This window comes from Paenibacillus sp. HWE-109 (assembly GCF_022163125.1).
GTDB lineage: Bacteria > Bacillota > Bacilli > Paenibacillales > NBRC-103111 > Paenibacillus_E.
This window is the reverse complement of record NZ_CP091881.1, coordinates 5,392,291-5,405,292: the sequence shown is the minus strand read 5'-3', so window position 1 is coordinate 5,405,292 and position 13,002 is coordinate 5,392,291. Positions and strand designations below refer to the sequence as shown.

Annotated in this window: 9 protein-coding genes; 6 read left to right on the top strand and 3 right to left on the bottom strand. The window is 44.7% G+C overall.

The features are described 5' to 3' along the window. Nucleotides 1-25: 25 nt before the first annotated feature. The 3 genes from LOZ80_RS23020 to LOZ80_RS23010 are packed head-to-tail and all read right to left on the bottom strand — an operon-like array spanning nt 26 to nt 3,328. Nucleotides 26-889, bottom strand: a complete 864-nt coding sequence (locus tag LOZ80_RS23020; protein WP_238166889.1) for a transglutaminase family protein — start codon at nt 887-889, stop codon at nt 26-28. Beyond that, complete coding sequence (locus LOZ80_RS23015; RefSeq protein ID WP_238166888.1) at nt 886-1,845, bottom strand: alpha-E domain-containing protein; 960 nt, start codon at nt 1,843-1,845, stop codon at nt 886-888. The genes LOZ80_RS23020 and LOZ80_RS23015 overlap by 4 nt, the downstream gene beginning before the upstream one ends. A 25-nt stretch (nt 1,846-1,870) precedes the next feature. Then, nucleotides 1,871-3,328 carry a circularly permuted type 2 ATP-grasp protein gene (locus LOZ80_RS23010; RefSeq protein WP_238166887.1) on the bottom strand — a complete coding sequence of 486 codons (1,458 nt, stop codon included), beginning with the start codon at nt 3,326-3,328 and terminating at the stop codon, nt 1,871-1,873. Between the two features lie 345 nt (nt 3,329-3,673). Between LOZ80_RS23010 and LOZ80_RS23005 the strand changes: the two genes are divergently transcribed. From LOZ80_RS23005 to LOZ80_RS22980, 6 genes are all read left to right on the top strand, one after another. After that, nucleotides 3,674-5,875: a methyl-accepting chemotaxis protein gene (locus LOZ80_RS23005; RefSeq protein ID WP_238166886.1), complete on the top strand. Its 2,202-nt coding sequence runs from the start codon at nt 3,674-3,676 to the stop codon at nt 5,873-5,875. Nucleotides 5,876-5,974: 99 nt separating this feature from the next. Then, on the top strand, nt 5,975-6,505 hold the full coding sequence (locus LOZ80_RS23000) for a hemerythrin domain-containing protein (protein ID WP_238166885.1): 531 nt from the start codon (nt 5,975-5,977) through the stop codon (nt 6,503-6,505). Between the two features lie 436 nt (nt 6,506-6,941). Next, nucleotides 6,942-9,281, top strand: a complete 2,340-nt coding sequence (locus tag LOZ80_RS22995; protein ID WP_238173083.1) for an AraC family transcriptional regulator — start codon at nt 6,942-6,944, stop codon at nt 9,279-9,281. A gap of 251 nt (nt 9,282-9,532) precedes the next feature. Beyond that, complete coding sequence (locus LOZ80_RS22990) at nt 9,533-10,423, top strand: ABC transporter permease (RefSeq protein ID WP_238166884.1); 891 nt, start codon at nt 9,533-9,535, stop codon at nt 10,421-10,423. A gap of 19 nt (nt 10,424-10,442) precedes the next feature. Beyond that, on the top strand, nt 10,443-11,330 hold the full coding sequence (locus tag LOZ80_RS22985) for a carbohydrate ABC transporter permease (protein WP_238166883.1): 888 nt from the start codon (nt 10,443-10,445) through the stop codon (nt 11,328-11,330). A gap of 53 nt (nt 11,331-11,383) precedes the next feature. Next, nucleotides 11,384-12,937 carry an ABC transporter substrate-binding protein gene (locus LOZ80_RS22980; protein WP_238166882.1) on the top strand — a complete coding sequence of 518 codons (1,554 nt, stop codon included), beginning with the start codon at nt 11,384-11,386 and terminating at the stop codon, nt 12,935-12,937. Nucleotides 12,938-13,002: the final 65 nt, after the last annotated feature.

Sequence of the window (13,002 nt, the reverse complement as noted above, 5' to 3'; positions counted from 1 at the left end):
TTTGGTTTGCTGTTCATACCAAGGATTATCCAATCAGTTTAACGTCCACAATAACTTCCAAATCCTGTTGCCCAGCTCCGCGGTAAACGCCTTTGACGGGAACGATATCATTGTAGTCGCGGCCATGCCCCAATTTGATGTAACGCCAGTTCACTTCACAGTTATTGGTAGGATCAAAACCGAACCAGCCGGAGCCCGGGATGAAGCATTCAACCCAGGCGTGAGAGGCTTGCGTGAAATCAGCGCTGCCGCCTTGCAGATCGCCAACAAAATGATAACCGCTCACATAACGTGCTGGAATCCCTTTATCGCGACAAATTGCAATCATGAAGTGGGAGTAGTCTTGGCAGACACCACGCTTATTTTGCAGCATTTCTCCGACAGTAGTCTGTACGGATGTAGCCATGGGATCGTAGGTGAAATCTCTATTGATCGTTGTGTAAATATGGCACAGTAAGGCGTAGAGGCTCACATTTTGATCCGGTATGGCATCTGAATAAGCTTTGATCTCATTCGTTAGTCCCGTATAACTCGTTGGAAGCAAATATTCCGCGTGTTCATTTTGGAAAGCATCGCTGAACCGCATAGCCTTCTCTTCATAAGGAGATGGATTGTCAACCGGTATATGATCATTATCATGGGTGACAACCGTTGATGTCATTTTGATTGTCAACTCGCGATGAAGCTTATTGATGGTAAAAGCATGAACCCGATTGTGAAAAAAATCCGAGTAGGTGAATAAAGCGGAAACCGGTTCTGTCACGATACTGTGGTGGTAACAAGCTTGACGGTTATCCGTGAGTGGCGTTAAACGCACTTCATTGACACTGTCCTGCGCTGTATCCGTGTAGGAGTAGCGTGTGATATGCGTTATCTCCAGTTTCTTCATGCGATGACCTCCTCCAGGGAGGGAAAAAAGACTTTGGACATCCGAATTCCCATCAGGTTGCACGAATCACGAAGGGCTTGCAGCGTCATTTCCAACTTGCCGGACAAGATATCATCTTCGTCCATACAAGCGAGGTTAGCTCTCACTTTCCCGGCTAGCTTGGCGATCTTGTGAATGGCGTTGTTCAGATCAGGCTCATCCAGCTGAATGCCTTTCAAGGAACGCTCCAACGCTTGGAAAGAGAAGCTGATCGAGCGCGGGAACGCTTCTTGGAGCATGAGGAACTTAATGATATTGCTGAGATTAACCGTATCCGCATATTCTTTGCGGTAGGACTCATAGCCGCTTACCGATTTCAGAACAGACAGCATTAGCGGATAGGATGAACCTTCTTCTCTGGCGTAATCCTGACAGAGGGATTGGAGCAAACGCAGTAAATTTTCGGCTCTTTCGAGGTATCGGCCAGCTTCTACGAAATACCATTCGTTTTGACGCGGCATGACCGAAGTGGCTGCCCCTTGAAACATTGACAACGTATCGCGAATAAAGCGATAGAAAAGATGCGGCGAATCGCTTGTAATATCGCGCACTTCTTTTTCTTTGAGCCACAAATACAAGCCGTTCATGATGTCCCATAGCTCGGCAGGCATTTTCTCGCGGATATTTCGTAGATTGGCTCGGGCATGATTCGTACAAGCTAGCAAGGAATTCGCATTGTTTTTATCCAGTGTAATGTACTGAAGAACATGCTGTTCGGTGAAGCTGCCGAATTGTTCGGTAAATACAGCACGATCACCAATCGTGTCGATTAAACGACTCCAAGCCTGACCACCTTGGCCCTCTTTGTCCTCGCGGATATGATAATACACATCAATTAATCTCGCATGATTCTCCGTTCTTTCCGTATACCTGCCAATCCAGAATAAAGCTTCCGCCGTTCGCCCCATCATCACCATATCTTACCTGCCTCCAATCTTTTCTCTACGAATGAGTGACCCACGTATCTTTGCATCCCCCGCCTTGCGAGGAGTTAACCACGAGCGAACCTTCCTTCAGAGCGACGCGTGTGAGGCCCCCGGGAATGACTTGAATGTTCTCTCCAGCGATGACGAAGGCTCTCAAATCAATATGCCGCGCTGCCATTTGGCCGTCCATCATAACGGGAGCTCTGGAGAGCTGAATGGTTGGCTGGGCGATATACCGATCAGGATCGGCGATGATTTTGAGCCTGAAATCAGCGATTTCACTATCCGTTGCTGAAGGTCCGATGAGCATGCCGTAGCCGCCTGAGAGCGAGGTTTCTTTGACGACCATTTCGTCCAGATGTTGAAGCACGTAATCGCGCTCTTCGGGTCTTGATAAAATATAAGTGGGCACATTCTTCAAAATAGGCTCTTCATTTAAATAGTAACGAATCATATCAGGCACATAGGCGTAAATGGCTTTATCGTCAGCGACTCCGGTTCCCGGCGCATTCACGATGTTGATATTGCCTGCACGATACGCATTCATAATGCCGGCGACGCCAAGCATGGAGTTCGGGTCAAAAGCGAGCGGGTCCAGGAAATCATCGTCAATTCGGCGATAGAGGACGTCGATCTGACGAAGTCCTTTGATCCCGCGGATATATACTTTATGATCGATGACGACGAGGTCGTGTCCTTCTACAAGCTGGATGCCCATTTGCTGGGCAAGGAACGTATGTTCGAAGTAGGCGGAATTATAACAGCCTGGCGTCAGTAAGCCAATGACCGGGTCTGATTTCCCGGAAGGGCTCAATCTGCGCAGTGCAGAGAGAAATACGTTCAGGCTCTGCTCAATATCTTGGATCGAATGGCTGAACACAAGCTCTGGGAACAAGTGCGTCATAATCGATCGACTTTTATACAAATAGGAGAAACCGGATGGTGAGCGAAGGTTATCTTCAAGCACGAAGTATTCCCCTTGTTCATCACGGATCAAATCGATGCCGGAGACAGTGACATACACATCGTTAGGGATGGAAAGCCGCATCATTTCAGGACGGAAATAACAATTAGATAAGACCATTTTCCTCGGGATGATCCCATCCTTGAGGATGGACTGGTCATGATAAATATCTTTGAGAAATAAATTCAATGCTTTAACGCGCTGCCTAAGACCTTTCTCAAGTGTAAGCCATTCGTCCCTTGGAATAATGCGCGGGATAGGATCGAAGGGAATCGTCCGTTCCAGAGGTTCAGCTTGATCAGGGCTATAGAGCGTGAAGGTGATGCCTTCCTCCATCATGCGTTTCATCGTGGCGGATTGCCGCTTGTTAAGGCTCCCGGCTTTCATGGACATGAATTGGCGGAAAACGCTTTGATAATGGCTTCTTACCGAGTAAGCATTCATGAACATCTCATCATAAAAAGGATGGGGATCATAAGGATTGGTGACCAGATTCTCAGGTTTAGACATTGCAGCTCCCTGGTTTCTTAAGCATGCATTCGGAAGCTACGTATAAGATGGGCCCGAAGCAGAAACCAGGCCTCCTTTCTGATCTAGGTTCGTTTTGATGTGAGTAAATATAACGCAAATTGATGGGTAAATATGGTTTTTCTTATATTGTAGATTTTTCAGAATATTATGTCAATATAACTGACACTAAATTATTGAACATTAACGGAAGAATTCACGAGGTACGCAAATATTTCTAAAAAATGTCAACTTTTGTCTTGATTTACGTCGAAATCAGCTATAAAATGTCGTTTAAAGCAATGTTAAATAAAGTCACTTTAAATGTGATTATAGGGGGACTTGAATATGTTTGATTGGTTAGGTTTTCGCAAGGGACTACCGCTGTGGTGGTCATATCGGCTAAATCGTCAGCTAAAGGATGATGTTGCGCATATTTTCGAAGGCATTGCACAAACGAGGATAGGTATTCTACAAAGCTGGGTGGAAAGTTATTGGTCCAATCTGGATCGATTGCTCGCACAGTTCTTGGAAGCTACAGCAGGTGATAAGTCCCAGGATGACTTGCTCGTTGGGCGTTTGCTAACAGCGGCGCATAAGAGCGGAGCTGATTTCTCGGAAATCTTCTTGCTGAGTGAGAAAGCAACCGTGATAGACTCAACCTACCCTGCGCACAAAGGAAGGACATACGAATTTGGAAGTGTGCTAACCAAGGGTTTAGAAGAAGCTCGCAAGGGTCAAAAGTGTTTATTCGGCCCCTATTCGGATCCGCTAACCTTGCAGATTGGTCCCAGTACGTCACCCTTCCATGATGCGATGACACTAACTTTTATCGTACCCATTATGGAGAATGGAATCTGGAAAGGGGCCATCTGTGGCCGAGTTCCCAACGATGTGCTCGGGGATTTGATTCAGCGTGAATCAGGTCATGTCTATCCGGATTCCGGTGATAACTATTTATTTATGGCTAAGCCTGTTTTAAATAAGCAGATTGCCCCTGGCACAGCATTGTCCCGCAGCCGGTTTGAAGATCTTACATTTACACATGGTGACAATCTCAAGGATGGTGTACGAACGGATTACGGCATAGTCGCTGTCAAACAGCATACGGAGCTCGAGCTTATCTTTACGGATCCGGCTACTGGACAACTTCACCCGGGGGTTGCAGGAACGATTGCTAAGGGAAATAATCTATTCGTGGAGTTCCCTGGTTATTCCGATTATCGACATATTTCTGTCATTGGCAAGGGGGTTACCTTCCAGCTGCCGCATTGCCCGGATCTATGGGGGATGATGTGCGAGGGAGATCTGGAGGAAGTGTATCGGATTCGCAGTATTGATTGGAAATTGTTCAGCTTGCAGTTGCAATACATGATAGGCTTTATTTTACTCGCTGGCGGGGGATTTTGGCTGATGAATGGTCGCGTTTCTAATCTTACTGGTGCGCTAAGTCTGGCTGCTGGTACTCTCGTATACGGCTTCATCGGTGCCAAAATGTTCAGTCAGAAGGGGACCAAGCCCATTGTGCGACAGATTCTGCAATTGAATAAATTCATTCGGCTTAATGCCGAGGGCAGCGGAGACTTAACGCAGAGGCTCAACGTCAAAGAGTTCGCTGGCGATGAGACACAGGAGCTGGCCAAATGGATCAACAATATGATCGATTCCCTGGAAGGGATCATGCTGCAAGTAAAACAAGCAGCAGCAGAAGTGCAGGTAACTCAAGAACGGATGAATGAATCCACGGGTTCAACGGAACAGTCAACGGGTCGAATGAGCACCCAAATTCATAATATGATTCGCTCTTTGCGCGGCCAATTGAAGGATATCGATGTCGCGAAGGATGTTACGCAGAATATGAGCGGCACCTTACGTGAGTTGGAACAAAAAGCATCCGGACAAATTGCTGTTGCCCAGGATGAAGTGGGTCGCATCGGGGATAAAATGAATCATATTTCCGCTAAAGTAGCGGAAACGAACCGCACGATCCAAACGTTCTTGCAGACGACGCAGGAAATTCCCAAGCTGCTGCAAGTGATCGAGGAAATCTCGGCGCAGACGAACCTTCTCTCGTTGAATGCTTCCATCGAAGCAGCCAGAGTTGGCGAGCATGGGAAAGGTTTCGCGGTTGTGGCAGGAGAAATTCGCAAGCTGGCGGATTTGACGAAGAAGTCGACAACCGAAATCAATGAAACGATCGAACAAATTGAGCGTCATGCGAACGAAGCCTTCATCTCCATGGAAGAAGGCACGCAGGTTGTGCTGGAAGGGACGCAAATTGTTGCGGCGGCTTCAGAAATTCTTAGCAGCGCCAATGCCCACGACACGATGAAGACGCAGGTTGTGGAGGAAGTAGTGGCACTGATGGAGAAGGTCGCAGGCGTGAGCAAGGAGAATCGCCATATCTCTGCTGAGGTGGAGAGCACGGTCCAGGAGCTTCTGCAGGACATGCTTCACGTGCGCCAAACGACAGGGGATGTTGGAGCGATTACGCAATCGCTGCTCCAACTCGTCAATCAGTTCCATCTTACGGAGAGTCGAATTCGCTAACGGTCTAAGCTTCAACAATTCCTTCGCATGAGAGCTGCCCCACCCCGCATAGAATGATAATGCGGAAGTGGGGCAGTTTTAATTAAAGGAGGATGTCTAATGATCGACCGTTTGAGCATTCGCACGAATAGGGAGTACATCGTGGATCCCAGCTACTTTCCGATGCTCGTAGAGCGTCTGAAAGAGGAGCATTTGCAGATGCGCGAACAGCTCTCCGAGATCCGTACGATGGCTGCTTCCTTGTATTCCCTTGGGGATTGCTCAATAGGAATGTGCAAGCTGATTGAGTTGCAAGATCGTATTCTCTACCTTGTTGAGGAGTTGGAACAGCACTCGGAATGGGAAGAACAGGAATTATTCCCTCATTTACTGACGTATTTGAATGGGGCGGTAGCTCTCTCCTTCTCGCGTTCCATCACTGTCCTAGAACAGGATCATGACTTGGCCAAACGAGTTGTGCAGGCCTACGTAGATGGTGTGAATGCGATGAAAGTACCGATAGATATGGAGTTTTTGCATCTGATGGCTTCTGAACTTATGACAGCCTGTCTCATCCTGCTTAAACACTTCACTTTAGAGGAAGAGTTGGTCTACCCGCTTATAGATCCAATCGCAGAACAATTGTCTTAGTACATACAAAAAAATTAGGTTAAAAAAGATGACTCTTGATTCATTATTGAACAGGAGCCATCTTTTTTTAGTTCACCCAGTAGGGGGATTATCTTTGGATGTCTTCAATTTGAGAAAACGTAGAGGGACAAAAAAGTACAGTAAGCAGCTGGGAAGAAACAGAAAATGAACAGTATACAGTACTTTGTTAAGCAAGTATATTTTTGATACAGATCAGGGTGACAAGAGGTTAGGATCAACTATGTTTTCACTTTAAGGCAGCTGAAATTATTGTAGAAGACCTAGCCGCAGGCTGGGTTTTCTTACTATTTTAATGAAATTGTTAGAAATTATAAATACTGTTTGAATTTAAGTTTGCGGATGTTAAAATCTAACTGATTTCATTTTAGATATTGATTTCATGTTGGTCATTGTGGGGGTATATAGAGTGAAAATAATGATAAAGCTGAGTTCCAAAAAATATTTAGCCCGCATCTACTTATGGTTCGCCTCGTTAATCTTATTGGTGACTGCTATTTTATCGAGTGTCGTGTACTATAACGTCCAGGAAAAGGTTCTTGAGAGTGAATACAAGAATAGCCAAAAGCTTCTTGCTCAGACCAAATACAATATGGAAAATTTAAATAGTATGGTTCGAAATTTAATTTTGTCGACTTACAACAATAACGATGTTAAGTCATTAATGTATTTGAATGATAACGAGACTTTTGATTATATGAATATGATGAACAAGCTGAGAAGCTCTGTTGTTTGGAGCAATTCGTTCGTCCATTCGGTATACATTTATAACAATAACAAGCATACAACGTATTCCACATTCGGCGAATTTATTCATAATGACACAGAGTGGGAGAGACTTTTGCAATTGCATGGGGGGTCTTTACCGCCGCTTAAGCCGATATTCCGTGAAATGAATGTGAGTCTCGACTCACAGCACGTCCAAAAGGAAAAAGTTCTTACCTACGTGATGTATGAACTGACCGATGAGCAGGGCCGAATGGATGGAGCCGTCATTATTAATATCAAATTAGAGTGGTTGTTCGATAATATCAAAACGATAAACAATTTTGAAGCGGAGCAGCTTAGTCAAATGTTCATTCTTAGTGACAAGCGCGATTTCATTGAAGTGAGTCAGGAATCGTCTGAGGAAGGAGTGAAGCTGGAAGCCTTATTAAAGGAAAAATATGAATCTTCGGGAGAGACAGGAAACTACTTCACAGTAAAATTGAACGGCACTAAGTATTTGGCTGCGTACATCGCTGTCGATAATACCGGATGGGTTTTGTTCAAAACGGTTCCCTACGATGAAGCCTACGTTTATTTGAATAAACTGAGAACCAGCATTATTGTCATAACTGTCATAGTTCTGTTTGTCACATTATTAGTTCTCTTGCAAGTATCCAGAGGGATCTACAAACCTGTCGAACAATTGGTTGCCCAGCTCCGATCGAGCCATTCATTCGGCGAGCAAATTGGTCCTTCGAAGGATGAGTTTAGTTTTTTACAGGACGTTTATAGGAATTCCGCAAATCAACTGGGACAGTTCCAATTAGAGAGGACTTCCAATCAACAACATAGGAAGAACCGCTTTTTAAGCAAATGGGTATTAAACAGCTTATCGGTTTCCCAAGACGAGTTTGAATTATTCAGCAAAGAGTACAAGCTGCCATTCCGGCAGGAGCAAAACTTTATGATCTGCGTACTAAAATTCGATGATTATAAGAGTTTGACTGAACAAAAGCTGGAAGAGAAAGAGCTGTTCGTTTTCGCGGTAATGAACATCGCTTTGGAATCTTTAAGCAAGGTATGTCTGGCAGAAGCAGTTGACTTGCGCAACGATCATGTTGCCTTGATTCTACAGGCGGATATGCCGGAAGATATGCTGAAGGAGTCCATTTTGCTGCTTATTCAGGAGTGTCAGATCTATTTGCTGCAGCGTTATCAGATGTCAATTACAGCATCATTAAGTGTCAGTGTCACAGACCATACCTATTTAACAACGGCATATCAACAGGCACTCTATGTATCGATGTATCGATTCATCTCCGGTAAAATGTCGTTATTGACACAAGACTACATTACACAATTGGGTCAGATTCCTTCAATGGACCGAGTGCTGGAGCTTGAAAATCAACTGCTCGAGCAAGTGCGGACTGCTAACTATCGAGGGGCAACCGATAAATTAGTTGATCTGTTGGATGAAGTGAAAAGGTTGGAATACAGCGATATGATGCTGTCCTTGCTGCATACCGTGAACCAATTTAAGTATCTTGTCTATGACTTGAATAAGGCCCGTCCAAAACCCGTCAAAGTAAATGCGATTCTGATGAGTAAAGAATTGCTGGAAATAGAAACGATTACCGAATTTCAAATCAAATTAATGGAAGTCATTTATGAAGTTACGAGTGATACGGAGGCGCAAAGTCATCAAGTCTCTGATGAAACGACCAAAGCGATTCGTATTGAGCAATTGATCAGCGAACGGTATGCCGACATGAATTTAGGGGCTGCAGAGATCGCTCAGATCGTAGGCGTATCCCCCTCCAAAATCGGCAAGCTTTTCAAGTCATATAAACAAATGTCTATTCCTGATTATATCAACCGTGTTCGATTGGAGAAGGCTGTTGAATGGATGGAGAATTCGCAATTAACAATTCAAGAGATTATTCATAGAGTCGGTTTTGAAAATGAAAGCTATTTTTATAAAGTGTTTAAAGCTAAATTTGGAACAACGCCCCGTGAGTTTATCGCCAAACGAGCGAAGGAACGAATGTGAGGAGCAAGACCGTTTACGTTAGTATAGGCCGCTCAGACCTTGCTGCGTAACGGTTTTTTTGTATACCGATAAAAAAATGCAGTCATGGAAAGGGGAAGGTCGAAAAAGTGCGGTCGCCGAAACAGTTTGAAAAAAAATGAGCAGTATACGGTTCATTAACATATGCCTTACATTTGGGGTGTCATCAAGCCGAGACATTAATTTACCGAAGGAGTGGGACTGTGATTGCGCTAAAGAAAGAGATAACCTATTTGAGAAAAAACAAAAGTTTGTTTCTCATTTCACTTCCGGCACTGCTGTTTGTTTTTGCTTTCTCTTACTTGCCGATGTTCGGAACTGTACTGGCATTCAAGGACTTTAATTATGCCAAAGGGATCTGGGGGAGCGATTGGGCGGGTCTGGATAATTTTAAGTTTTTCTTTACTTCTCAGGATGCGCTCAGAGTAACGCGTAATACGCTGCTGTTGAATGCTTTGTTTATTGTTATTGGATTGGCGGCTTCGGTTGTATGCGGAATTCTGCTGGCTGAGCTGGGAAGAAAAGCAGTGAGAGTGTTTCAAACTGTGCTTTTTTTTCCTTATTTTTTGTCCTGGGTTGTCGTAGGCTATTTAACGTATATTCTGCTAAATCCTACTTATGGCGCCGTCAATAAGTTGCTGGAAGGGCTGAAGATCGCGCCAGTAGATTGGTACTCGGATCCCAAATATTGGCCTGTGATCCTGGTGATTACGTATCTCTGGAAAAATGTCGGCTATACGGCAATCATTTTCTATACTGGATTGATGTCAATTGATCCGAGCTATTATGAAGCAGCTTCTATTGATGGAGCCTCCAGGTATCAACAGATCTTGCGCATTTCGTATCCGCTAATTGTGCCTCTGGTGCTGTTGCTTTTCATGCTGAATGTGGGCAAGATATTCTTTTCGGATTTCGGCTTGTTTTATTTCGTTCCCCGCAATGCTGGAGCCTTATATGCGACTACCGATGTTATTGACACCTACGTGTATCGTTCGTTAAGAGTCGTAGGCGATATCGGGATGGCATCAGCCGCAGGTCTTTACCAATCGTTTGTCGGTCTTGTGCTTGTCCTAATTACAAATCGGATCGTCAAAAAAATAGACAGCGAGAGCGCATTGTTCTAGGCAGAAAGGAGAGAAAGTTATGCCGATTCGAAATCGGGCGCAGCAATGGTTCCATGGTATCAATATCACGTTTTTCATTTTAATTTCAATAGTGACGGTCATTCCGCTGATTTATGTGCTTTCGGTGTCAGTATCCTCTGATTCGGATATCGCACACTATGGATATAGCCTCATTCCTAAGCATATCTCTGGCATGGCCTATACCTATCTGGTACAAACGCCGAAGCAGTTGATCAATGCGTATGTCATTACAATGATCGTTACTGTTCTAGGCACTGTTTTAAGCCTCGTTTTGACAACTTCTGTTGCTTACGTCATGACACGTAAAGATTACAGATATCACCGCATTACGACGTTTTATGTATTTTTTACAATGATTTTCAATGGGGGGCTTGTCCCCACCTATATGGTTGTGACCAAGATTCTGCATTTGCAGGACACGATATTTTCTCTGTTTCTGCCTTATGGCGTAAGTGCTTGGTTCGCCATGCTCATGCGCGGATTTCTGATAAGTCTGCCATTTGAAATCATAGAATCAGCGAAGATCGACGGAGCAAGCGAGCTGCGCATCTTCGGCGGTATCATCGTGCCATTGTCCAAGCCTGCGCTGGCTACTGTCGGGTTATTCTACGCGCTGGGCTACTGGAATGATTGGTGGCTGGCCATGTTGTACATTTCGGATACAAATCTCGTACCCCTGCAATACTTGCTGCAGAGCATCATGTCGAATCTGGAGCATTTAACCAGTCATATGCAGGCGGGGCTGAATATTAATATGGATCAAATTCCTGGAGAATCCGCTCGCATGGCTATTGCGGTGCTGGCGATAGGTCCTATGATGTTCGTTTTTCCATTCTTTCAGAAGTACATCGTTAAAGGGCTCACATTAGGCGCTGTTAAAGGTTAGGTTGTTGCACTCATCTGGGTGTTCAATAATAGATAATTAGGGAGGCACTAAAAATGAGAACTAGAAAAATGAAATCGCTGCCGGTTGTATTATCCACGATCCTGTTGAGCTCCATGATGCTTGCCGGTTGCGGCAAAACGGGGGAAACCCCTTCAACAGCTTCACCGACTGCCGCGGCAAACCAAACAACGGCTCCGAGCTCCGAAGCAAAGAAATTGGATCCGGTAACGCTCAAATGGTACCTGCCTCAAGGTGCTTTCCCGGATGCTAAAGCGGTATTCACAGAGATGAGCAAAATCACGAAAGAAAAAATTAATGCCGACCTCGATATTGAATTTGTGGATTGGGGAAATTACGATCAAAAAATGCAGGCCGTGCTTGCATCCGGTGAAAATGTAGATTTAATGTTCACCTCGAATTGGACGAATGATTATGTTTCAGCCGTGAATAAAGGCGCTTATCTGGATGTTACGGATCTGCTCAAGAAATATGGTACGAACATTTTGAAGCAAGTGCCTGAAAAAGCCTGGGAAGCTCCCAAGATTAACGGTAAGCTGTATGGCATTATTAATACACAAGTTCTAGCAAGAACACCAGGTATGCTTATCAATAAAACGTATGCGGATAAATATGGTTTCGACCCGTCGAAAGCCAAGAAGCTAGAAGATTTGACTCCCTTCCTGGAAAAAGTTGCTACCGGTGAGAAGGATAAATACGCATTCCGGGTCAAAGGCAACGACGATCAGCTAGGCTATATTGGGTCTGCGCTTGGCATTGAGTACTTCGCTGACACGAATCCAGGCGTGCTTCTTATTAATGACAACAATACGAAGATCGTCAATCTCTTTGAGACTAAGGAGTATGTGAACTTCCTTAAGCTGATGCATGAGTGGTATCAAAAAGGCATTATCCGCAAAGATGCACCGACCATTACGGATCTTGAGGCGGATGAGAAGGCAGGGAAGTATATTACAAGAACAGCCGTTATGAATCCAGATGTACCAGCTAACCAAGCTGATCGTTACGGCAATGGGAAGCCGGAAAACGTATTAACAGCACAATTTTCTGCCCCTTACATGAGCACTGGTTCCATTATTGGAACTTTGACAGCTATTCCCCGTACATCCAAGAATCCGGAGCGGGCTATGATGTTTTATGATTTAATGTATTCGGACGCTAAGCTATTTAACCTTATGAACTATGGAATTGAAAACAAGCATTACAAAAAAACAGGTGAAGATTTAATCGAAACCATCCCTAATAGCGGCTATAATGTTGCTTCAGGTTGGGAGTACGGCAATATGTTTAATTCTTATCGGACGAGTCCGTTACAACCCAAATGGTTCCCGGCAGGCCCTGATATGAACAAGGCCGCAATTTCATCCAAAGTGCTCGGCTTCAGCTTCGACCCTTCGAAGGTGAAAAGCGAACTGGCGCAATGCGCTTCCGCCATTAGCGAGTATAAAGCGGGTCTGATAACCGGAGCGCTTGATCCTGATACTGCGTTGCCGAAATTAAATGATAAGCTGAAAAAAGCAGGCATGGATAAGCTGCTGGCTGAAATGCAAACACAAATTGATGCTTGGAAGGCAGCAAATAATAAGTAAGCGGGTGTCAACGTGGCGGGGGGTGAAGTGTACCTCCGCCATGATTAAAATAACCATAAATAGCG